Consider the following 21,151-nt stretch of genomic DNA (forward strand, 5'->3'; position numbering starts at 1 on the left):
CCGCGCCCCGCCCGGTCGCCGGGCGGGGACATAATGACCGGGACACAAGGGAGAACTGAGCAACTTGGCAGCACGGAAACGACCGACGATCCACGACGTCGCCGCGGCCGCGGGGGTCTCGCGCGGGACGGTCTCGCGGGTCCTCAACGGCAAGTCGAACGTCTCGCTCTCGGCCGAGACGGCGGTGCGCCGCGCGGTCGCCGAGACCGGGTACGTCGTCAACCGGGCGGCGCGCAGCCTCGTGACCAGCCGGACCGGCTCGATCGTCATGGTCCTGTCCGAGCCGCAGGAGCGCCTGTTCGAGGACCCGAACTTCTCGGTCCTCATGCGGGTGGCGACGAACCAGCTCGCCGAGCGCGACATGTCGCTGGTGCTCATGATCGCCGGGGACGACCGCGGCCGCGACCGCGTCGCCCGGTACCTGCGCGGCGGCCACGCCGACGGGGCCCTGCTCGTCTCCACGCACGCGGGGGACCCGCTGCTGGACGAGATCGAGCGCTCCGGCATCCCGGCCGTCGCGTGCGGCGCCGTCCTGGGCCGCGAGTCGGTGATCCCGTACGCGGCCGCCGACGACCGCGGCGGCGCCGCCGCCATGACCGAGTACCTGGTCGGCCTGGGCCGCCGCAAGATCGGCATGATCACCGGCCCGCTCGACACGCCCGGCGGCGCGCTGCGCCTCGAAGGCTTCACGGGCGTGCTGGGCCGCAAGGCCGCCAAGCAGCTCGTCGTCCACGGCGACTACACGCAGGCCGCGGGCGAGGCCGCGATGCGCCGCCTCCTCGCCGCCGCCCCCGACATCGACGCCGTCTTCGTCGCCTCCGACCTCATGGCCGCCGGGGCCCTCCAGGCCCTCCACGAGGCGGGCCGCCGCGTCCCCGAGGACGTCGCCGTCGGCGGCTTCGACGACTCGGTCATCGCCACCGCCACCCGCCCGGCCCTCACCACGGTCCGCCACCCTCTCGCCCGCGTCGCCGAGGAGACCGTGCGCCTCCTCATCGAACTGCTCGACGAGCACGAGGTGGAACCGGTGATCCTCCCGACCGAACTGGTCGTCCGCGACAGCGCCTGAGCCGGAAAGGCGACCGAACCCGAACGCGTCCGGCCCCGGCCGACCGGCTCCCCGCGGTCCCGGGAGCGGCCCGCCTGAACCCGAACGCATCCGGCCCCGGCCCGCGCCGCGGTGCGCTGTCGCACCCCCGCGCCACACTCGAAACGGGGGCGCGCCGCATCGAGCACTCCTCGCCTTTCCTTCCTGCGCCGCCGCCGTGTCGCGCAGTCCTTCCCACGGCTCGCTCCGCTACAACGGACCCCATGCAGCACTGGAACCTGACGGCCGCCCTCGCCTGCGGCCTGGCCGCGGCCGTCCTCACCGGGGCGGCAGCCCAGGCGGGCCCGATCGCGGTCACCGTGGAGCGCACCGCCGACGCCGACGTGGTCCGCGAGGGCGAGACCGTCGAGTACGCGATCACCGTCGCCAACACCGGCGACGAAACCTACGAGGACCTGCGCGTCTCGCACCTGCTCCCGTCCGGGTTCACCCTCGCCGGGTCCGAACCCGCGACCGAGCCCGAAGGCGGCGCCGTGTGGCGGATCTCCCTCGGCCCCGGCGAGACCGTCGCGATCGGCGACACCGTCGAAGCCGGAACGGGGGAGCAGCTCCGTGAAGGCCGCCTCGTCGCGGTCGAGGAGCACGACCTCGGCCCCGCGGGCCGCGGCACCGGGTTCACCACCACGGTCTGCGTCGCCACCGCCGACGAGGTCCACATGCTCGACTGCGACAGGGACGAGGCCGCGCTGGTCGCCCCCGTCGAGTCCACCGCCCACTGGTGGCTGTGGGCCGCGGCGGCGGGCGCCGCGGGGGTGCTCGCCGCCGGCCTGTGGGTCCTGCTCACCCGCTCCCGCCGCGCCCGCCCCTGAACCCCTTGCGCCTCAACGGCTTTCGAGGAGCCCGCGCACGTACGCGGCCTGCCCGCCGTGCTGCTGGTTGTCGTCGATGACGCTGACCAGCCGCACCCCGAGCGTCACGTGCGGCGTCCAGTTCGTGTCCACGACCCGGTCGAGGTCGGCCGCGGTGAGCCCGCCGATGTATTCGAGCGTGTTCGCGTGGACCGCCTCGTAGTACGCGAGGAGGTCCGGCCCGGACACCCCCGCGACCTTGCCGACGTCCTTCGGGCCGTGCCCGTACCCGGTGTCCCCGGGCGGCAGGTCCAGGCCGAACCGCTCCTCCCATCCGCCCGCGGTCCAGGCCTGCTCGCGGCCGGCCGCTTCGGACACGTGGTCGTCCTGGACGCGGGCGATGTGCCACACCAGCCACGCGATCGAGTTCGCCTCCGGGCCCGGCCGGGCCTCCAGGTCCTCCTGCGACAGCCCGTCGAGGACCCCCGCGACCTCGCCCTGGACCCGCCCGAACGCGTCGGCCAGCACCTCGTTGACCTCCATGCGGCCTCCCTTCTCTCCGCCTGGAAACTTACCGCGCCCGACCGACGTCAGCGCCCGAAGCCGTCGACCCCCGTCAGCTCCGCCGACAGCGCCCACAGCCGCTCGGCCTCGTCCGGGTCCACCGCGTACTCGGCGACACCGCCCTCGCCGACCTCCGCGACGTCGCAGTCCTGGAGGTACACGCCGCCCTTCCCGTCGAGCTGCGGCGAGAACGCCGCCCACGTCTGGGTCGCGGCCCCCTGCTCGGGGGTCTTGAACCAGTCGGCGACGGGGTTGCCGTCGGCGTCGATCCAGCCCAGCTCGACCTGGTCCTCGCGGGAGACGTGCCGCTGGAGCGGCGTGAGGATGCCGCCCGGGTGCAGCGCGAACGCCCTGATGCCGCGGTCCTGCGCGAGCCGGTCGAGGTGGACGGCGAACAGCACGTTCGCGGTCTTCGACTGCCCGTACGCCTCCCACCGGTCGTAGCCCCGCTCGAAGTGCGGGTCGTCCCAGCGGATCGCCGACCTGCGGTGGCCGCCCGAGGACACCGAGACGACCCGCGCGCCTTCACTGACGAGCGGCGCGAGCCGGTTCACCAGCGCGAAGTGCCCGAGGTGGTTGGTCGCGAACTGGAGCTCCCAGCCCGGCCCCACCCGCGTCTCGGGGCAGGCCATGACGCCGGCGCTGTCGATCACGGCGTCGAAGGGCCGCCCGACGGCGATGCGCCGGTCCGCGAACGCCTGGACGCTCGCGAGGTCGGCGAGGTCGAGCTCGTCCGTCTCGACGCCCGCGATCCCGTCGAGGGCCTCCTCGGCGACCTTCGGGCGCCGCGCGGGGACCAGGACCTCCGCGCCCGCGGCCGCGACCGCCTTCGTCGTCTCCAGGCCGATCCCGGAGTACCCGCCGGTGACGAGGACGTGCTTCCCGGTCAGGTCGATGCCTTCGAGGACCTCGGCCGCGGTGGTCTTCGCGCCGAATCCGGAGTTGATGCTCTGCTGCGGTGTGCTCATGGACCGAGCGTAGAACCTAGAGCGCGCTCTAGGTCAAATACTTCGCGAGACGCGTTCCGCGCGAGGGGCTCCCAGGCTCCATACTGGTCCCGTGCCCTCGACACCGCAGCCCGCGCGCCGCAGCCCCGGCCCGGCGATCCTCCGCTTCCTCCTCACCGCCGCGTTCGCCGTCGCCGCCTGGCGGCTCATCGAATGGGGCGTCTCCGTCGGCCACCTGGTCCAGTGGGAGTGCTGGGGCGGGGAGTGCTCCACGAACGACCCCCGGTCGCTCCTGCCGATCGCCGGGATCATCTGCAACGTCGTCCTCATGGTCCTGCTCCTCAAGCCCGCCCGCGCCTTCGGCTTCGGACTCGCGGCCCTGGTCGGCACGCTCGCGGCGCTGAGCGGCTGGAACGAGGCCGTCACCGAAGGCGGCGTCGACCCCGCGTCGGTCCTCACCGAGCGGCGGGTCGTCACCGCGGCCGCGGCCCTCGCCGCGCTCATCGCGCTCCTCGGCCTGCTCTCGGAGCTGAAGACCACCGGCTACGGCGCCCGCCTCCTCGGCGCCAGGCGCGTGCCCGCCGTCCTCGTCGACTACGGCCCCGCCGAAGGCGACTACGGCCGCATCGGCGCGAAGGACGCCGCCGCGCTCGGCTTCGGCACCGCGTACCTGACGTTCACCGACAACGGCCGCCGCCACCGCGTGAAGGTGCGCGCCCGCGAGCAGTGGGTCGGCCACCCGCTCTTCGCGGTCTTCCGCGAGACCCGCCCCGAGCGCGCCAGGATCGCCCTGCCGTGGATCAGGAGCTTCCCCGCCCTGGAGCGTCCCGAACCGGACGCCGTGCCCGCGACGGCCGCCCCCGACTCGTTCGTCGCCGAGCTCGAACGCCTCGCGGCCCTGCGCGCCGCGGGCCACCTCACCGAAGAGGAGTTCGAGGCGGCCAAGCGCCGCCTCCTGGAGCAATGAGCAGCGGCGGCACCGAGGTGCCGCCGCCAGGTCTCCGGCCCGCCTAGAGCGAGCCCTTCCAGTCCGTCCGGGACTGGACCGGCTCGGGGATGTTCGCGGCCAGCGCGAGGACGCACCCCGCCGCCAGGAGCAGCAGCCCGACCGCGGCGACGACCTCGCCCGCGCCCTGGGCGCTGCCGGCGATGTCCTCGCTGATGCGCAGGTCGCCGCCGTAGAGCAGCATCGCCCCGGTGAACCCGCCGAACGCCCAGGCCATGCGGGTCTCGTGGGTGCGCCATGCGAAGAACATCGCGCACCACAGCACGAGGAGCGGGATCAGGGCCACCGAGATCCCGTAGGTGCGGGTGTCGCCGTCGCCGTCGACCAGGCCCGAGAGGCCCCAGAAGTTCACCGTCCCCCCTCCCGCGTCCGCCCACGGGAGGAACATCGATCCGGCCACGAGCATGGAACCGCCGAGGGCGGCCAGGGCGCCGGCGCGGGAGTACGGGGTCGAGGGAGTGCGCTCCATCATCCACCTCCGATTGCGATTCGCTTGACCTCTCAAGCGCACCACCGCGATTGACCTGCGTCAACGGACTTGACAATTTCTTGACACTGAAAGGGTGAAAGCGTCCAGACCGCCAGAACCCGCCGATATCGACTAGGGTCAATACTTGCGGCAGCCGTCGTATCCACCGCTGTGAATGCGGCCCCACTGCACGCGCGCGGAGTCCAGCAGCCCGTCCAGGGAGTCCACCGCGTGCTCGCGCTGCTCGGCGAGGAGCACGTTCGCCGCCGCCCGCGCGTCGGCCTCGGCCCGGTGGTGGTCGCCGAATGCGATCCCGGCCGCCCGCGCCACCCGCGGCAGCGTGTACGAGTCGAGCTCCCACGTGCGGCGCGCGATGACGAGCGTGCACGCGTACCGCACGCTCGGCGCGTCGATCCCGGCCGCCGCGTTCGCGCCGCGGATCACCGAGGTGTCGAACGCGGCGTTGTGCGCGACCAGCGGCGCGTCCCCGATGAGGTCCCGCAGCTGCGACCACGCCTGCCGCCACGTGGGCGCCCCGACGACGTCGCCGCGCCTGATCCCGTGGATCTGCGTGTTCCGGTAGTCGAACCGGTCGTGCCCGGCGGGCGGGCGGATGAGGCTCGCGTACGAGTCCGCCTCCTTGCCGTTCTCGACGCGCACCGCGGCCACGGAGCACGCGCTGGCGCGGCTGCCGTTCGCCGTCTCGAAGTCGATCGCCACCCAGGCGTCCACAGGCGTGCCCCCTCTGCTGCGCCGCTGACGGTAGCAGTTCAGGCGCGCGCCGCCAGACGCCGCAGGTGCTCGTGCGCGTACTCGCAGATCACGGCGTGGCGGTACACCGCGTGCGGCACGTCCGCATTGGAGTCGACCCGCACCGACAGGTCCCCGTTGCACCACCGCAGGAACGACGGGTCGCCGGTGATCTCGGCGAGGATCGCCAGGATCGAGTCGTCGAAGCGCATGGAGTGGACGGCGCGGCGGTACTCCTCGGGCGTCAGGCACGCGGCGAACGGCAGGTTCATGAGGCACAGGGCGGTCTGGATGTCGAGGTGCATGAACCGGAACCGGTCCGGCTCGGGGTCGAGCTCGGGGACGTCGAGCCCGGAGTAGTCGGGGCCGGCGTCGTACACGAGCGGTCCGATCCCGGCGAGCACCACGTAGACGTTGATGTCGTGCTCGATGACGGCGTTGTCGCCGAGCCCCGCGAGCGTGGTGGGCCGCAGCGAGACCGGCTCGACGTCGGTGTCGCAGTTGCGGACGATGAAGTTGAGCAGGTTCGTCTCGATCACGAAGTGCCTGATGAGCAGCTCCACCGCCTGCGGGGACACGAAGCGGCGCAGGAACCAGATGCAGAGCCGGTCCATGAGCCGGTGCGCGGTCCAGCGCACCGGCGTGAGCCGCTTGAGCACCAGGATGACCAGGGCCAGGACCCGGGAGACGGGCCGCGCGAGCGGGTACAGCCACGTGCGGGTCCACCGCTGCTGGTCCGCGGCGATCTTGCGGGCGGTCTCGGGGTCGAGGACCAGCGACGGGTCCCCGACCACGGCGTCCCACAGCGGCGGCCCGGCGAGGTCAGACATTGTCCAGCTCTTCGAGTTGCAGCGCGTACAGGCGGGCGACGGCCTTCGCCGTGGAGACGATCGCGTCGGCGGCGGCGTCGTCGACCCGCGGCGAGGCCAGGATCGCCTGGAGCTTCGCGAAGTGGTCGTCGTCGGCCTCCCCGTGGTAGGCCAGGAAGCTCACCTGGTCGTCGCACAGGCCCAGCTGCTCCTTGAACTGCGCGGCCCATCCGGCGGCCTTCCCGGTGCCGAGCCCTTCGATGATGAACATCGCCCCGAGCAGCCCGACCGGGTCCGGCTCGCTCGCCTTGCAGAACATGTACGCCGACAGCGCCTCCGACCCGATGTTCTTGCGCCCGTTTCGGATCGCCTCGATCGAGCCGCCGCAGGCGGCGTAGTCCCGCTCGATCATCATGAAGTCGCGGTGCTCCTCTTGAGCGTGCCCGATGGCGGCGCTGCGCAGGTCGAAGTAGTCGACGGAGAAGTTCGAGGCGGCCCGCGCGATCCAGCGGGCGCCGTCGGCGACCTGCTGGCGCAGGTTGAACAGCAGCCGCAGGTAGTCGTCCAGTGTGGATTCGCCGTCGGCGAGGCGGCGCATGACCGGCACGTCGTCGAGGCGCTCCTCGAAGTCCCGCCAGACCGCGTCGAGCCGCGCGAACACGTCCCCCTCCGCGGCGGCCACCGGTTCGCGGACCGGCGCCGCGGCCCGCGCCGGGACCTGGACCGCCTGCGGCGCTTCGGGTCCCACACACGTCAGGTGCGCGAACCCGAACGAGAACCGGCCCGACTCGGGCACGGCCAGCAGCACGGTCTGCCCCGGCTCGAACCGCCCGGTCCGCCAGCACTCCTCCAGGGCGATGAAGATCGAGGCCGCCCCGGTGTTCCCGCGCGTCTCCAGGTTCGAGAACCACCGGCCGGTGTCGATCTGCGCGCCCGTGGCCGCGAGCTGGTCGAAGACGATGTCGCGGAACGCGTTCGTCGAGTAGTGGCACAGCACGTGGTCGAGCCGCTTGAGGTCGATGAGGCCGCGCTGCGCGAGCGACGCGAACTCCTTGAGCCCGGCTTCGGCGAGTTGCCCGAGCGCCGAGGTGTCCTGGCGCAGCAGCATCATCCCGGCCTGCTCGGCCGCGGCGGCGCTGCCCATGTCCTGCCAGGTCCGCCCGGCCGCGGGGGAGGACCCGTCGGTCCCGGCCCGCATGCACACCGCGTGCTCGTGGGCGAGCGACACGGTCCGCACCCAGTCCACGCGCAGCGACGGCCGGTCCGGGCGCGGCTGCGCCTCCACGAGCACCGACCCGGCGCCGTCGGAGAGCATCCACCGCAGGAAGTGCGCGTCGGTGTCGTTGGCGCCGTTGAAGCGAGAAGCCCGCAGCCACCGGGACGCCAGCTCGCTGCCGACCACGCCCACCCGCTCGCGGTCGCCGAGCCGCACCTTCGCCACGGCCGCGTCCAGGGCCGCGATACTCGAAGCGCACACGCCCGCCGCAGACAGGAGCTGCATCGGGCCGCCGCCGAGCCGCCCGTGGACCATCGACGCGAACCCGGGCACCAGCAGGTCCCCCTGGGTGGTCGCGGTGGCGAGCATGTCGAGGTCCTCGGCGATGTACCCGCGGTCGCCGAGCATGGCCCGCAGCGCGTGCGCGGCGAGCTCCTCGTTCAGCTCGGTGGTCCGCCCGCGCTCGTCGAGAGCGTAGTGGCGCTTGGCGATCCCGTTCGCGGCGAGGATGCGGCGGCGGAGCCGGTCCCCGCGCCCGTCCACGCCCCCGAGGCGCGCGGCGATCTCGTCGTTCCCGACAGGGTCCCCGGGGAGGTACGCCCCGGCGGCGGTGATGAAGGCGTTCATGCCTCCATTGGGCCCCATCCGGGGCCCGCCCCGCATCCGCCGGATCGCTCATTTCGCGGGGGCGAAAGTACTCAGTCGCCGTCGATGCCCTGCTCGATCGCGTACCGCACCAGCTGCGCCCGGTTGTGCAGCTGGAGCTTCGCGAGGATGTGCTGCACATGGTTCTGCACGGTCCGCGGCGACAGCGTCAGTTTCGACGCGATCTCCTTGTACCCCAAGCCCTTTGCGACGAGCCGCAGCACCTCGGTCTCACGGTCGGACAGCCGCGGCCGCTCGTCCGGCTCCGGCGTGTTCGCCAGCCGCCGGTACTCGCCGAGGACCAGGCCCGCCAGGCCCGGCGTGAACACCGCGTCCCCGGCCGCGACCCGCTCCACCGCCTCCGCCAGCTCCGCGGGCGAGGCCGACTTCACGAGGTACCCCCGCGCCCCGGCCTTGATCGCCTCCAGCACGTCCGTGGACTCCCCGCTCGCCGACAGCACCAGCACCGCCGTCGGGCAGTCCTCTTCGAGGCCCTGGAGCACCGCCACCCCCGACAGGTCCGGCAGCTGCAGGTCCAGGATCGCCACGTCGGGGCGCAGCGACCTGATGCCCTGCAGCGCCGCCCGGCCCTCCCCGAACGCCGCGAGCACCCGGTGCCCGGCCCCCTCCAGGTCCCTGGCGATGGCCTCCCTCCAGATCGGATGGTCATCGACCACGACGAGCGTCGCCACCGGCACCTCCTTCACCCCTCGGCACCCGCATCTCCACTTCCGTCCCCTCCCCGGGCGCCGAGACCACGGCGGTCGTGCCGCCGAGCTCCCGGATCCTGCCCTCGATCGACTGCGCCACACCGAGACGGCCCTCCGCGGCCGCCGCCGCGAGCCGCCCCGGCTCCATGCCCGGACCGTCGTCCCTGACGGTGACCTGCACGGCCTCCCCGTCGTCCTCGACCAGCAGCCACACCTTCGTGCCCGCCGGGCAGTGCTCCCGCACGTTGTCCACCGCGCTCGCCACCGCCGCCGCCAGCTGCCGGGCCGTCTCCGCAGGGAGCGGCACCGGCGTCGCCGGGGCCGCCACCGTCACCGTCGCGCCCGCGTGCCGCCCCACCAGACTCCGCAGGTCCCGCTGGCCCCCAAGGGGATCGCGGTACGACTCGGAGCGGATGAGCGCCCGCAGCGCCTCCTCCTGGCCCCCGGCGAGCCGCCCCAGCTCCGCGGCCTCCCCGCCGATCTCGGCGCCCCTGCGCTGCACCAGCGCCAGCACCTGGAGCACCGAGTCGTGGATGTCCCGCGCCAGCCGCTCGCGCTCGCGCACCGTCGCGCTCCGCTCCGCGGCCTCGCGCATCCGCTGCTCCGCGACCACCCCGAGCCGCACCAGGTGCCCGGCCGCGAACCCGGTGAGCACCAGCAGCACCGTCTCGTTCACCGTGCTGGAGTGGACGCCCCCGCGGAACACCATGCCCGCGGCCGCCACGACCGCGCCCGCGACGGCCCCCGACCGCCGCCCCCACGCCGCCGCCCACGCCAGCACCGCCCCGGCCATCCACGGCCCCACCGACACCGGCACGCCGGTGTCCGTCGCCAGCGCCCACGACGAGGCCGCGACCGCGCACACCGTCACCGCCAGGTCCGTGTACAGCGCCTTCGGCTCGTACCCTCGCCGCCGGTACCACTCGGTCGCCGCCCACGTCCAGCCCAGGAGCACCACGACGAGCAGCGCCGCCCACAACGGCCGCACCAGCGCGTCGAAGGCGAGGCCGCCCAGCAGCACCGGGTAGCCGAGCGCGACGAACCGGAACACCGTGTTCGCGCGCCGCAGCTGCGTCTGAATTCCCACTGAGGAATTCTCGCAGCCGCCCGCCACCACACCGGTTCCCGTCCCCCGCGCCGTTGACCGCGGAAACTACAGTGACCTCATGTCCTTCTCCAGCCCACGGCCCGCCGCGATCGGCATCGACTTCGGCACCTCCCATACGGTCGCGACCATCCGGCGCGCGGACGGGCGGGTCCACCAGCAGTTGTTCGACGGCTCGCCGCAACTGCCCTCCGCGGTGTTCATGAACGACGAGGGCGGACCGGTCGTCGGCGCCGACGCCGTCCACTCCGGACGCCGCCGCCCCGACCGCTTCGAGCCCAACCCGAAGCGCCGCATCGACGACGAGTCGATCCTCCTCGGCGAGACCGAGATCCCCGTGACCAGCGTCATCGCCGCCGTCCTCTCCCGCGTCGCCCGCGAATGCGAACAGACCCTCGGCGCGCTCGGCCCCGTCACCGTCACCGTGCCCGCCGCCTGGGGTCCGACCCGCCGCCACGTCGTCGCCGACGCCGCCGCGGCGGCCGGCCTCGGCCAGGTCGACCTCGTCGCCGAACCCGTCGCCGCCGCCTCCTACTTCATGGAGACCCTCCGCGTCGACGTGCACCCCGGCAACGGCGTCGTCGTCTACGACCTCGGCGGCGGCACCTTCGACGCCACCGTCCTGCGCCGCAACGCGAACGGCTTCGACGTGCTCGCCGTCGACGGCGCCGACGACCTCGGCGGCCTCGACTTCGACCAGGCCCTCGCCGAGCACCTCGCCGCCACCGTCCAGCCCGACGACGAGCGCTGGCAGCGCCTGCTCCACCCGGTCGAGCCCGCCGACCTGCGCCACCGCACCGCGTTCATGGACGAAGTGCGCCAGGCCAAAGAGCGCCTGTCCCGCTCCACGACCACCGACCTGACGATCCCGCTGCTGGACGTCGACACGCACCTGACCCGCGGCCAGCTCGAAGAGGTCTGCGCGCCCCTCGTGGCCCGCACCATCCGCGTCACCCAAGGCGTGATCCGCGAATCAGGTCTCGCGAAGGAGCAGATCACCGCCCTGTTCCTCGTCGGCGCCGCCTCCCGCATGCCCCTGGTCGCCACCAAGCTCCACCGCGAGCTCGGCATCGCACCGGCCGCCATCGAGCAGCCCGAACTCGCCGTCTCCGAAGGCGGCCTGGTCGCCCAGCACACCATCTCGTCCCCGGTGAGCATCCCCAGCCCGGCCCTGCCCCCGCAGACCGCCGCCCCGCAGTCCGCTGTGCCGCAGCCGACCCCGGTCCTCCCGCCGCCCGCGCCGGACACCAACCAGACGATGCCCCTGATGCATCCCTCGGCGCCCCAGCCCACCCCGCAGGCCGTCCCGTCCCACCCGAGTCCGGTCACCCAGCCCGCCATGGCCGCGCCCCAGGGCCCGCCCCCCGTCCAGTACCCGCAGAGCCCCGCCTATCCTGCGCCGCAACCGGAATCGACGCCCTGGATCAAGTCGAAGCAGGGCCTGTCCGTCGTCGGCGCGGCCGCCGCGGTCGTGGTCCTCGCCCTCGCCGTCCTCATCGGTCTCCGCTACCTTCGCGACGACACCACCTCCGACCAGGCCGGAGGCTCGGACCCGCAGAGCGAGAACAGCAGCACCGAGGAGGACCAGAACGCCTCCTCCAACAACGGCGAGGACCAGAACAACGCCGAGGCCTCCGACGGGATCGTCCCGATCGCCGACGCCGTGACCGGCGACCTCGTCGGCGAGTTCCCGCAGGCCCACGTCGGCGCGGTCACCGCCGTCGAGACCGGCATGGCGAACAACGTCCCCGTGGCGATCACCGCCGGGGAGGACTACATCGTCCGCGTCTGGAACCTGGAGACCGGCGAGAAGGCCGGCGAGTTCCGCGGCCACTCCGACACGCTCGACGTGCTCATGGCCTTCGAGTACGAGGGCCGGACCCTGGTCTTCTCGCGCGACTACGGGACCGAGGCCGTCTGGTACGCCGACGACCCCGAGCACCCGCTCGCCACCCGCGACGCGTCCTACAGCACGGTCTACTGGGCCGGGGTGTGGGACGGCGTGCCCGCCTACATGACCGACTACGAGGTCGTGCAGCTCGTCAACGGCCAGGCGATCGCCGACGTGTCCACCGGGTACGCCGACTTCACGCAGATCGAGGACGTCGACGGCACCCTCCGCCAGGTCGGCGTGTCCGAGAACCGGGTCTTCGTCAACGACCTCGCCACCGGCGAGGCCACCACCGGCACCTTCGACCAGCTCGCCTACGACGTCACCGCCTTCGCCGCGGGCGGCGCCGCCGGGAAGGCCCTCGGCCTCACCGTCACCGCGAACGGCTCCGTCCAGGGCTGGCACCTCGCCGCCGCCGAGCCGTACGGCACGCCCGGGATGGAGCTCGCCCAGGCCGTCACGCGCGCATGGATCGTGGAGCTCCAGAGCGAGGCCACCGGGCTCCTCCAAGGCGACCAGGGCCTGAGCCTGCACGACCTGGAGGACGGCACCCAGATCGGCGAGCTGTTCGCCCCGCACACCGGCGAAGACCTCCTCCAGGACACCGCGGTGACCGAGGTGACCGGCCACCCGGTGGCCGTCACCGGCTCCATGGGCGGCGACGTCCAGGTCTGGTCCCTCGAATAGCGCGAAGGGCGCGGCGGGACTCCCGCCGCGCCCTTCCCTCACCGCCTAATCCCGCTTGAGCCACACGGTCGTCTCGCCCGGCAGCTCGCCCGAGTCGAAGGGGCCGCTCGACAGCAGCGGCGTGCCCTCGGGCAGCGGCAGCGTCTCCTTCCCGAAGTTGGCCACGGCCTCCCAGCCGTTCGCGCGCCGCACGTGCAGCACGTCCGGGGCGGGGTAGCGCACCCACTCCAGCGTCTCGTCGGACTGGAGCTCCCGCCGCAGCTCCAGCGCCCGCCGGTACAGCGACAGCGTCGAGGCCGCGTCGCCGTCCTCGGCCTCCACCGAGACCTTCCCGAACCAGTCCGGCTGCGGCAGATGCGCAGGGCCCGAACCGAATCCGAACGACGGGCCCTCCACGGTCCACGGGATCGGCACGCGGCAGCCGTCGCGGCCCACATCCACCCCCGGGCTGCGGAAGAACGTCGGGTCCTGCCGCGCCTCGTCGGGGATCGTCGCGACCTCCCCGAGGCCCAGCTCCTCGCCCTGGTACAGGTACGCCGACCCCGGCAGCGCGAGCATGAGCAGCGTCGCGGCCCGCGCCCGGCGCAGGCCCTGCGCCGCGTCCAGCTCCGGATCGGTCCCGCGCGACAGCAGCCACGCCCGGTTGTACTTGCGCGGCTCGTCCCCGTTGGGCGGCAGGCCGTACCGGGTCGCGTGGCGCACCACGTCGTGGTTGGAGAACACCCACGTCGTGGAGGACCCCGACGCCGCGGCCTGCTCCAGGTTCTCGGTGATGATGCCCCGGAACGCCGCCGCGTCGAAGTCCGCTTCGAGCAGGTCGAAGTTGAACGCCTGGCCCAGGCCCGCGGCGCTGGCGTAGCGGGCCCGGCGCGAGGCCGGGTTGACCCACGCCTCGGCGACGGCGATGCGCGGCGGGTCGTACTCGTCGAACACCGCGCGCCAGCCGGTGTAGATGTCGTGGACCTCGTCGCGGTCCCACAGCGGGTGCAGGCCGGTGGCCTTGTCCATCGCGTCGAGCTGCGCCTGCGACGGCAGGTCCGCGGGGAGGTCCTTCGCGAGCGCGTGCGCGACGTCGACGCGGAAGCCGTCCACGCCCCGGTCGGACCAGAACCGCAGGGTCTTCAGGAAGTCCGCGCGCACTTCTTCGTTGTGCCAGTTGAAGTCCGGCTGCTCGGGCGCGAACAGGTGCAGGTACCACTGGCCGTCGCCGACCGCGGTCCACGCCGGGCCGCCGAACATCGAGACCCAGTCGGCGGGCGGCAGCTCGCCGTTCTCGCCGAGGCCGTCGCGGAAGACGTACCGGTCGCGCTCGGGCGACCCCTTCGGGGCGGCGAGGGCGGCCTGGAACCACTCGTGGCGGTTCGAGGAGTGGTTCGGGACGATGTCCACGATGAGCTTGATGCCCGCCCCGTGGAGGGCCGCGACCATCGCGTCGAAGTCGTCGAGGGTGCCCAGGCGCGGGTCGACGTTCCGGTAGTCGTCCACGTCGTAGCCGCCGTCGGCGAGCGCCGACGGGTAGAACGGGCTGAGCCACACGGCGTCGACGCCGAGCCGCGCGAGGTAGTCCGTGCGCGAGGTGATGCCGGGCAGGTCGCCGATGCCGTCGCCGTTCGCGTCGGCGAAGCTGCGCGGGTAGATCTGGTAGACGGTGGCCTGGCGCCACCAGTCGGCGCCGGTCTGAGCAGCCATCTTGGGTGCCTTTCGGTGGTGGTGGGCCGCGCCGGGGCGCGGGCCGGAATGATCGCGTGATTAAATCTAGTACCAAAATCAAATCACCCAAGCCATACTGAGGCAGCGAAGGCGAGGTGTCAAGACCTGTGACGGAAACCGAAGACCGGACCCACCCGCAGCGGCGCGCGAACGCCGCGGCGGTCCTGGACCGCGCCTGGGACTGCGCGGCGTTCACCGCGAGCGACGTGATCGCCGCGACGGGCCTGACCCGCTCGACGGTGATCGCCCTGTGCGACGAGCTCGTCGACCGCGGCTGGCTCGCCGAGCTCCCCAACGCCCGCGCCGCTGGAAGCGAGTACCGCAAGGGCCGCCCCGCCCGCCGCTACGAGCTGCGCGCCGACGCGGGGACCGTCCTCGGCGTGGACGCCGGCCAGCACTGCATCACCGCCACCGCCGCCGACCTCCGCGGCCGCGAGCTCGCCCGCGCCCACCGCGACGTCGACCCCGACGGCGACGACCCGGCCGCGCGCCTCGCCGTCGCCGACGCGACGATCGCCGAAGCCCTCGACCGCGCCGGCGCCCTGCCCGAATCCGTCCTCTGCATCACCGTCGGCGTCCCCGCCCCCACCGACCTCGACGGCGCCTCGCCCGAAGGCGAGCGGCGCTTCTGGGCCCGCATGAACCCCGGCTACGCCGCGCACTTCCGCGGCCGCGGCTGGCGCACCGAGGTCGAGAACGACGCGAACCTGGCCGCGCTCGCCGAAGGCGCGCACGGCGCGGGCGCGGGCGCCTCCTCGTACATCGCGCTCGTCTCGGGCGAGCGCTTCGGCGCTGGCTACGTCGTGGACGGCCACCTCGTGCGCGGCCGCTCCGGCGCGGCGGGGGAGCTGCGGCTGCTCACCCTCGTCGAAGGCGTCGGCTCGACCCACGGCATCGGGAACCTGCTGCGCCGCTGGGCCCTCGAAGCCCGCGCCGCGGGCACCGCCGACTCGGGCAGCCCGATCATGACCGCCCCCGCCGAGTCCCTCGGCGCCGAACTCGTCCTCGCCGCCGCCGCGGCCGGGGACCCGGCCGCGCTCGGCCTCGCCGAGCGGATGGCCGAGCGGCTCGCGCGGATCTGCGCGGTCCTCGGCGGCCTGCTCGACGTGGAGCGGATCGTCCTCGCCGGCGCGGTCGCCGCGTCGCTCGACCCGGTCCTCAAGCGCGCGGCCGAGCGCCTCGGCGAACTCGCCCACCCGCCCGGGCCCGAACTGGTGGCCTCCACGCTCGGCGGCGGGGTCGTCAGCCTCGGCGCGGTCGCCCGCGCCCTGGAGGTCGTCAGGTCCGATGCCCTCGACCTCGAACCGTTGCGGCCCTAACGGATCGACGCCACCAGCTTCGAGTAGTCGCCGAACGCCGCGTCCACCATGTCCGCGTCGAGGCCGTACCGCTCCAGCGAGTACTCGTGGTTGCGGCGCATGCCGGGCCGCGCGAGCACGTCGTCGAGGTTCCCCTCCTCGCGGTGGCTCCAGCGCAGGCCCAGGCGCTCGAAGATGCGGGGGAGCTGCCCGTACGGGTCGGCGGTGAGCGCGTGGTACGACACGTCGACCATCCGCTCCGGCGGGATGTCCAGGCGCGACATGCGGCCCTGCTCGACCATCCACGACAGCGAGTCGAGCCATTCGCGGCCGATCGCGTAGGTGTCGTAGTGCCGGTTGCACAGCGCCGTCCCGGTCTCCACAAGAGAGCACCAGGACCCCATGACGGTCTGCGGGTCGCGGTGCGTCCACAGGATGTGCGCGTCGGGGAAGACCTTGAGGAGCGCGTCCAGGTTGTAGAGGTGGAACGGGGACTTGAGGACCCAGCGGCGGGTCCGGTCGCCGGTCTGGAGCACCTGGAGGAACTGCTTGAGGTACCGGTAGTCCGGCACGAAGTCGCGCTTCGCGAGCCACTCCCGGTAGCCGTTGAGCTTGAACCGCGTGCCCCACTGGAGGCCGTGCGGGAGCGCGAGCACGCACTCCTCGGGGGTCTCGGCGGTGCTGGGGTGGATGGTCTCCCAGATCGGGGTGATCACGTTGACCGCGGCCGAGATCCGGCGGGCCTTCTTCAGGCGCTGCTCGCGCAGCTTCGGGTCGATGTCGAACCGGTCGGCGTGGTGGAACTCCCACATCATCGGCGCCCGGTTGCCGTCCGGCGCGGCGATGACCTTGTGCGCCAGCGTGGTCGCGGTCCGCGGGAGCCCCACGACCACGATCGGCCGGTCGATCGGCTGGTGCGCGATCTCGGGGTGCTCGGCGTGGAGGCGCTTGATCCGCAGCCGGTTCTCCATGCGCATCTGGAGCTCCGAGACCGTCGCGGTCCAGCCGAGGTACGAGATGTCGCGGACCTTCGCGAAGCGGCGCATCAGGTCCCGGTAGTCCTCGATGAACGCGGGGTCGATGTCGGCGCTCGCCCCCGCGGCCTGCTCCGCCTTCGCCACCGCCTGCTCGAAGGCCTTGTCCGGGTTGCGGACCGCCCTGGCGAGGGCGGGGGACATGACGGTGTTCAGGGGTTTGACCCAACCGGCGACGCGGCGCATAGGGGTACGTCCTCTCGGGGCAGTGGACCGAACGCGAGCCAGTCTCTCACGACCGGCCCGCGGGGACGTTTCGGGCGCGTCTCAGACCCGTTCCCTCGGCAGCGGCGGGGCCTGCGGGAACGGGGCCGCCGCCGCGGGCGCGGCCTTGCGCCGCTTCGCGCGCCACCGCAGCGGCACCAGCACCGCCGTGAACCCGAGCGCGACCAGCGGCAGGAACGGCAGGATCACGCCGACCGCCACCGACAGCCCCACGACCAGGGCCAGCGCCCCGTCGAAGCCCATCACGAGCCCGTCCCAGAACGAGTCCGGCCCGGTGTAGCCCGCCTCCGCGCGCTCCTGGTACGGCGCGGTCACCGTGAAGTCGATGGTGGACAGCGCGATCCGGTCCTCCAGGTCCGCGAGCTGCTGCTGGAGCGAAGCGAGCTCGCCCTCCCGCGTCGCCAGCTCGGACTCCAGGTCCAGGATCGCGATCACCGAGTCCGCGTCGGCGAGGAGCTGGCGCACGCGGTCGACGCTGGCGCTCTTGGTCGCGATGTACGACTCCAGGTCCACCACCGCCTCGGTCACGTCCTCAGTGGTCACCGACCGGCTCACCTCGGTCTCCGCGAGCGCGGTCAGCCCGTCCATGGCCTCCTGGAAGTGCTCCGACGGAATGCGCATCGTCAGCCGCGCGGTGCCCGCGACGCCGTCGTCCGTGGCGGTGAGGTCCCGCTCGTCGGCGGTGACGTACCCGCCGAACGACTCGGCGAGGTCCCACACGTCCTCGGCCACCCGGTCCGGGTCGGGGTCCTCGACGTCGAGCGCCGACTCGTACACCACGGCCCGCTCACCGGCGCTGACCTGCGGATCGGCGATACCAGTGCCCTCGGTGCCTTCGGCGGCGCCCTCGTCGACGGCGACGCCGCCGTCCGCGCCGTCCGCCGCCTCGTCCGACCCGCCGCCCGCGTCCGAGCAGCCGAAGAGGAGCAGCGCCGCCGCGGCGGCCACAATGGATATCCTGAAAGTGCGCATGTGCTGCCTCGCAAAGGGGTAGGAGGGGTGGCGGCCAGGGATCCGCCGCCGCTTCCAACGATCCTCGCGGTGCGTCACGGTCCGGGAACGAACCGCTATCGGTCGGGAGGGATCCGACATCGCTCCGGATACTGTTGCCATAGACTTGCAATAAGCGCCGCCACCGAACCGAGGAGCACCAGTGACCGCCAGCGACCCGAGCACCGGACCGAACCCGGGCGACACCGGCACCGTCCGGCCGATCGTCCACTACGGGGACCCGGTGCTCCACCGCGCGTGCAGGCCCGTCGAGGACTTCGACGACGCGCTGGCGTCCCTCGTCGAGGACATGTTCGCGAGCATGTACGCCGCCAACGGGGTCGGCCTGGCCGCCAACCAGATCGGCGTCGACGCCCGCGTCTTCGTCCTCGACTGCGAGGACGCCGACGGCGAGCGCACCGTGGCCGCGGTCGTCAACCCCGTCCTCATCCTGCCCCCGCCGCCGCGCGACCTCATGGTCGGCGACGAGGGCTGCCTCTCGGTCCCCGGCCCGTTCACCGACACCCCGCGCGCCTCCACCGCCGCCGTCGAGGGCTTCGACCCGGCCGGGAACCCGATCCGCATCGACGGCACCGGCACCCTCGCCCGCTGCCTCCAGCACGAGACCGACCACCTCGAAGGCACCGTCTACGTCGACCGCCTCCCCGCCAAGACCCGCAAGCGCCTCCTCTCGGAAGCGGGCCTGCGCTGAGGTGTCGCACCCCTCGGGCACCATCGGTCCCATGCGATACGAGGAAGTGAAGGCCGACCTGCGTGCGGCTTACGACGCCGGCGCCGACGACCGCGCGGGCATGGACGACGCCCCCTGGAAGCGCGCCGAGCGCGCCCGCTTCGCCGCCCACCTGCGCGAGGCCGGAGCGAAGTCCCTTTTGGAGATCGGTGCGGGCCACGGGGTCAGCGGCCGCGCCTTCGCCGACGACGGTTTCGCGGTCACCTGCACCGACCTCTCGCCCGCGCTCGTCGCCCACTGCCGCGCGAACGGGCTCGACGCCCGCGTCATGGACTTCGCGCACCTCGACTTCCCCGACGGCGCCTTCGACGCCGTCTTCGGTATGAACTGCCTGCTGCACGTGCCGAAAGCGGAGCTGCCCGGCGTCCTCGACGGCATCGCCCGCGTCCTCGCCCCCGGCGGCCTGCTCTACTGGGGACAGTACGGCGGCGAGGACTCCGAAGGGGTCTGGGACGGCGACGCGTACGAGCCGAAGCGGTACTTCTCGTTCTTCACCGCCGACGCGATCGAGCGCCTCGCCCGGGAGCACTTCGACCTCGTGGAAGCCGTCCACCTGCCGATCGACCGCGGCATCGACCAGTACCAGGGCCTCGTCCTCCGCAAGCCCTGAGCCGCAACGGCACCTGAACGGGTCTGGGCAAGGGCGCCGATCCGGCTCTATCCTCGGCTCAGGCCGCCTCGGCGCGGCCCCAGGGCCCGGAAGGGGGATGCGCGTTGTCAGCTGAGCGCCACCAGATCGCCGAACTCGTCGCGACCGGCAAGGACGGCCGCATGTACGCGACCGAGCCGGACAAGCTCCGCCGCCTCGTGCACTTCGAGCTCGCCCGCGAACCCCGCCTGCCGCAGCCGGAACTGCGGCTCGCCGGGGTCGGGCTCGTCGCCCTCGGCGACTACGCCGCCGCGCAGCGGGTCCTCGCCGCCGCCGTCGAGCGCGCCGAGACCCCGAACCAGGAGGTCGCCGCCCTCGTCAACCTCGGCGACGCCCACCGCTACCCCGGCGCCCTCGACGCCGCCGAACCGGTCTACCGCCGCGCCATCGAGCTCGCCCGCACCCGCTGCCCCGAGCTCGTCCACTTCACGCTCCAGCACTACGGCAAGCACCTCATCGACGCCCGCCGCCCGCACCTCGCCGTCGACGTCCTCACCGAGGTCCTCCAGATCCGCGAGCGGCTCGGCGACTCCGCGCTGATCGCCTCGACACAGGACGCGCTGAGCCTCGCCCGCGCGGCCGTCGGGCAGCGTACGATCTGACCGCGCCGCGAACCGAAGCGAAGGAGCACCATGCCCGCCGACACCGCAGACGCGAACCTCAAGGCCGCCAACGGCCTCGCCCGCCTCTCGGGGATCCTCCGCGCCGAGGCCGCCAACGGCCTCTTCTGGGGCGCCGGACCCGACGAGGAGGCCCGCCTGCACCGCCTGCGCGAACTCGCCGCCGCGCTCCTCGCCCAGATCGACCACCGCCCCTACGAGGCGATCCTCGCCGTCTACCGGGCCGACACGGGCCTGCGCACCCCCATCCCCGGCACCGAGCTGCGCATCGACTGCGCCGACGGCACGCGCCTGGTGCGGCGCCGCCGCCTCAGCCACACCTCCGGAACCCTCGGCCAGCGCCTGGAGACCGCGGCCGCGGCCCTGCGGACCCGCGCCCCCGCCGAGCCGGTCGCCATCGCGGACACCGATCTCGCGGGCCTGCCGTGCCCCCACACGTTCCTGCTCGTGTACGAGCTGGAGACCCACCTCGACGCGGCCGCCGCGGCGGCCCTCCTCGAACCGACCGAGCCCGACCTCGAAGGGGACGTGCCGAGCCTCAACCCCTCGGCATCCGGGCAGGAGCCGGACCACGGACCGCTCGCGGTCGGCCCGGTCGTGCGCCAGCTCCTCGACGCCGCCGCCGCGCTCGCCAAGGAGTCCCTGGCGGTGAGCGACAACTTCTACGAGCGCGAACGGCAGCAGCGGGTCCTGTCCCTCTGCGACTCGGCCGTCGCCGCTGACGTCGACTACCCGCGCATCGACTGCGGCGACCTCGCCGCCGACTGCGTCGCCACCGGTGCCGATGCAGCGATCTTCAATGAGACCGGCCGCCTGCTCGTCATCCGGCGCACCGACACCGGCCAGTGGGCCGTGCCCGGCGGCGCCGCGGAGGTCGGCGAGCCGGTCGGCCTCGCCGCGGTCCGCGAGGCCTTCGAGGAGACCGGCCTCGACGTCGAGCTGACGGGCCTGTCGTGGGCGTTCGACAAGCGGGACACCAAACTCGGCGACTCCCGCATGCCGATGATCATGAGCTTCACCGCGGCCGCCCTCGATCCGGAGCAGCCGCTGCGCCTCGCCGAACTCGAAGCCTCCGACGCCCGCTGGATCACCCGCGAGGAGGCCGGAGCCATGGACCTCTTCCGAGGCCATGAACTCCGCATCCCCGCGGCGTTCGCCCGCCACCGCGGCGAGCGCTGA

General features: G+C 73.3%; 20 protein-coding genes. 9 read left to right on the top strand and 11 right to left on the bottom strand.

The genetic code is table 11. The annotated features are described in order from the left end of the window. The first annotated feature begins 55 nt into the window (after nucleotides 1-55). A complete protein-coding gene (locus B0I28_RS21640; protein ID WP_106365940.1) occupies nucleotides 56-1,069 on the top strand; it encodes a substrate-binding domain-containing protein in 1,014 nt (337 codons plus the stop codon). Between the two features lie 242 nt (nucleotides 1,070-1,311). Further along, the gene (locus B0I28_RS21645; protein ID WP_106365941.1) at nucleotides 1,312-1,917 is read left to right on the top strand and encodes a DUF11 domain-containing protein; all 606 of its coding nucleotides are present in this window, start codon (nucleotides 1,312-1,314) and stop codon (nucleotides 1,915-1,917) included. 12 nt (nucleotides 1,918-1,929) lie between these two features. Here B0I28_RS21645 and B0I28_RS21650 read toward each other — a convergent pair whose 3' ends face one another. Both B0I28_RS21650 and B0I28_RS21655 read right to left on the bottom strand, forming a co-directional pair. Next, nucleotides 1,930-2,439 (bottom strand): mycothiol transferase, encoded by a 510-nt coding sequence (locus tag B0I28_RS21650; RefSeq protein ID WP_106365942.1) that lies wholly within the window; start codon nucleotides 2,437-2,439, stop codon nucleotides 1,930-1,932. 47 nt (nucleotides 2,440-2,486) lie between these two features. After that, on the bottom strand, nucleotides 2,487-3,428 hold the full coding sequence (locus B0I28_RS21655; protein WP_106365943.1) for an SDR family NAD(P)-dependent oxidoreductase: 942 nt from the start codon (nucleotides 3,426-3,428) through the stop codon (nucleotides 2,487-2,489). 91 nt (nucleotides 3,429-3,519) lie between these two features. On the opposite strand from B0I28_RS21655, the gene B0I28_RS27430 reads away from it, so the two are divergent. Beyond that, on the top strand, nucleotides 3,520-4,374 hold the full coding sequence (locus tag B0I28_RS27430) for an SHOCT domain-containing protein (protein ID WP_219926912.1): 855 nt from the start codon (nucleotides 3,520-3,522) through the stop codon (nucleotides 4,372-4,374). Between the two features lie 43 nt (nucleotides 4,375-4,417). Here B0I28_RS27430 and B0I28_RS21665 read toward each other — a convergent pair whose 3' ends face one another. From B0I28_RS21665 to macS, 6 genes are all read right to left on the bottom strand, one after another. Further along, on the bottom strand, nucleotides 4,418-4,882 hold the full coding sequence (locus B0I28_RS21665; RefSeq protein WP_106365944.1) for a hypothetical protein: 465 nt from the start codon (nucleotides 4,880-4,882) through the stop codon (nucleotides 4,418-4,420). A gap of 138 nt (nucleotides 4,883-5,020) precedes the next feature. Next, a complete protein-coding gene (locus tag B0I28_RS21670) occupies nucleotides 5,021-5,614 on the bottom strand; it encodes a 3'-5' exonuclease (protein ID WP_219926913.1) in 594 nt (197 codons plus the stop codon). Between the two features lie 38 nt (nucleotides 5,615-5,652). Continuing rightward, nucleotides 5,653-6,462 (bottom strand): DUF6999 family protein, encoded by an 810-nt coding sequence (locus B0I28_RS21675; protein ID WP_106365945.1) that lies wholly within the window; start codon nucleotides 6,460-6,462, stop codon nucleotides 5,653-5,655. Next, nucleotides 6,455-8,284 (bottom strand): 3-oxoacyl-[acyl-carrier-protein] synthase III C-terminal domain-containing protein, encoded by a 1,830-nt coding sequence (locus tag B0I28_RS21680; protein ID WP_106365946.1) that lies wholly within the window; start codon nucleotides 8,282-8,284, stop codon nucleotides 6,455-6,457. Before B0I28_RS21680 ends, B0I28_RS21675 begins: the two co-directional genes overlap by 8 nt. 71 nt (nucleotides 8,285-8,355) lie before the next feature. Continuing rightward, complete coding sequence (locus B0I28_RS21685) at nucleotides 8,356-8,994, bottom strand: response regulator (RefSeq protein ID WP_106365947.1); 639 nt, start codon at nucleotides 8,992-8,994, stop codon at nucleotides 8,356-8,358. Further along, on the bottom strand, nucleotides 8,969-10,099 hold the full coding sequence (macS, locus tag B0I28_RS21690; RefSeq protein WP_106365948.1) for a MacS family sensor histidine kinase: 1,131 nt from the start codon (nucleotides 10,097-10,099) through the stop codon (nucleotides 8,969-8,971). The genes B0I28_RS21685 and macS overlap by 26 nt, the downstream gene beginning before the upstream one ends. Nucleotides 10,100-10,178: 79 nt before the next feature. On the opposite strand from macS, the gene B0I28_RS21695 reads away from it, so the two are divergent. Continuing rightward, nucleotides 10,179-12,695, top strand: coding sequence for an Hsp70 family protein (locus B0I28_RS21695; RefSeq protein WP_106365949.1), 2,517 nt, complete (start codon nucleotides 10,179-10,181; stop codon nucleotides 12,693-12,695). A gap of 45 nt (nucleotides 12,696-12,740) precedes the next feature. Here the strand turns inward: B0I28_RS21695 and B0I28_RS21700 are convergent, their stop codons facing one another. Continuing rightward, nucleotides 12,741-14,384 (bottom strand): glycoside hydrolase family 13 protein, encoded by a 1,644-nt coding sequence (locus B0I28_RS21700; RefSeq protein WP_106365950.1) that lies wholly within the window; start codon nucleotides 14,382-14,384, stop codon nucleotides 12,741-12,743. Nucleotides 14,385-14,512: 128 nt separating this feature from the next. On the opposite strand from B0I28_RS21700, the gene B0I28_RS21705 reads away from it, so the two are divergent. Then, nucleotides 14,513-15,724 carry an ROK family protein gene (locus B0I28_RS21705; protein ID WP_106365951.1) on the top strand — a complete coding sequence of 404 codons (1,212 nt, stop codon included), beginning with the start codon at nucleotides 14,513-14,515 and terminating at the stop codon, nucleotides 15,722-15,724. Here B0I28_RS21705 and B0I28_RS21710 read toward each other — a convergent pair. Further along, nucleotides 15,721-16,923 (bottom strand): sulfotransferase family protein, encoded by a 1,203-nt coding sequence (locus B0I28_RS21710; protein ID WP_106365952.1) that lies wholly within the window; start codon nucleotides 16,921-16,923, stop codon nucleotides 15,721-15,723. The two genes, B0I28_RS21705 and B0I28_RS21710, sit on opposite strands and share 4 nt — an antisense overlap. An 81-nt stretch (nucleotides 16,924-17,004) precedes the next feature. Next, on the bottom strand, nucleotides 17,005-17,934 hold the full coding sequence (locus B0I28_RS21715; protein ID WP_181245896.1) for a DUF4349 domain-containing protein: 930 nt from the start codon (nucleotides 17,932-17,934) through the stop codon (nucleotides 17,005-17,007). A 181-nt stretch (nucleotides 17,935-18,115) separates the two neighbouring features. Here B0I28_RS21715 and def point away from each other — a divergent pair, with 181 nt between their 5' ends. The 4 genes from def (at nucleotide 18,116) to B0I28_RS21735 (ending at nucleotide 21,151) form a co-directional block, all read left to right on the top strand. After that, nucleotides 18,116-18,664 carry a peptide deformylase gene (def, locus tag B0I28_RS21720; protein ID WP_106365954.1) on the top strand — a complete coding sequence of 183 codons (549 nt, stop codon included), beginning with the start codon at nucleotides 18,116-18,118 and terminating at the stop codon, nucleotides 18,662-18,664. A gap of 31 nt (nucleotides 18,665-18,695) precedes the next feature. Further along, a complete protein-coding gene (locus tag B0I28_RS21725) occupies nucleotides 18,696-19,313 on the top strand; it encodes a class I SAM-dependent methyltransferase (protein WP_106366031.1) in 618 nt (205 codons plus the stop codon). 104 nt (nucleotides 19,314-19,417) lie between these two features. Next, complete coding sequence (locus B0I28_RS21730) at nucleotides 19,418-19,954, top strand: tetratricopeptide repeat protein (protein ID WP_106365955.1); 537 nt, start codon at nucleotides 19,418-19,420, stop codon at nucleotides 19,952-19,954. Nucleotides 19,955-19,984: 30 nt separating this feature from the next. Further along, on the top strand, nucleotides 19,985-21,151 hold the full coding sequence (locus B0I28_RS21735) for an NUDIX hydrolase (protein WP_106365956.1): 1,167 nt from the start codon (nucleotides 19,985-19,987) through the stop codon (nucleotides 21,149-21,151).

It is taken from the genome of Glycomyces artemisiae (assembly GCF_003002955.1).
Classification (GTDB): domain Bacteria; phylum Actinomycetota; class Actinomycetes; order Mycobacteriales; family Micromonosporaceae; genus Glycomyces; species Glycomyces artemisiae.

What these genes read in the sequence shown, in the direction of transcription:
- B0I28_RS21645 (WP_106365941.1), top strand. Translation starts at nt 1,312, where the DNA reads ATGCAGCACTGGAACCTGACGGCCGCCCTCGCCTGCGGCCTGGCCGCG.
- B0I28_RS21650 (WP_106365942.1), bottom strand. Translation starts at nt 2,439, where the DNA reads ATGGAGGTCAACGAGGTGCTGGCCGACGCGTTCGGGCGGGTCCAGGGC.
- B0I28_RS21655 (WP_106365943.1), bottom strand. Translation starts at nt 3,428, where the DNA reads ATGAGCACACCGCAGCAGAGCATCAACTCCGGATTCGGCGCGAAGACC.
- B0I28_RS21665 (WP_106365944.1), bottom strand. Translation starts at nt 4,882, where the DNA reads ATGGAGCGCACTCCCTCGACCCCGTACTCCCGCGCCGGCGCCCTGGCC.
- B0I28_RS21675 (WP_106365945.1), bottom strand. Translation starts at nt 6,462, where the DNA reads ATGTCTGACCTCGCCGGGCCGCCGCTGTGGGACGCCGTGGTCGGGGAC.
- B0I28_RS21680 (WP_106365946.1), bottom strand. Translation starts at nt 8,284, where the DNA reads ATGAACGCCTTCATCACCGCCGCCGGGGCGTACCTCCCCGGGGACCCT.
- B0I28_RS21695 (WP_106365949.1), top strand. Translation starts at nt 10,179, where the DNA reads ATGTCCTTCTCCAGCCCACGGCCCGCCGCGATCGGCATCGACTTCGGC.
- B0I28_RS21700 (WP_106365950.1), bottom strand. Translation starts at nt 14,384, where the DNA reads ATGGCTGCTCAGACCGGCGCCGACTGGTGGCGCCAGGCCACCGTCTAC.
- B0I28_RS21710 (WP_106365952.1), bottom strand. Translation starts at nt 16,923, where the DNA reads ATGCGCCGCGTCGCCGGTTGGGTCAAACCCCTGAACACCGTCATGTCC.
- B0I28_RS21715 (WP_181245896.1), bottom strand. Translation starts at nt 17,934, where the DNA reads ATGCGCACTTTCAGGATATCCATTGTGGCCGCCGCGGCGGCGCTGCTC.
- B0I28_RS21725 (WP_106366031.1), top strand. Translation starts at nt 18,696, where the DNA reads ATGCGATACGAGGAAGTGAAGGCCGACCTGCGTGCGGCTTACGACGCC.
- B0I28_RS21735 (WP_106365956.1), top strand. Translation starts at nt 19,985, where the DNA reads ATGCCCGCCGACACCGCAGACGCGAACCTCAAGGCCGCCAACGGCCTC.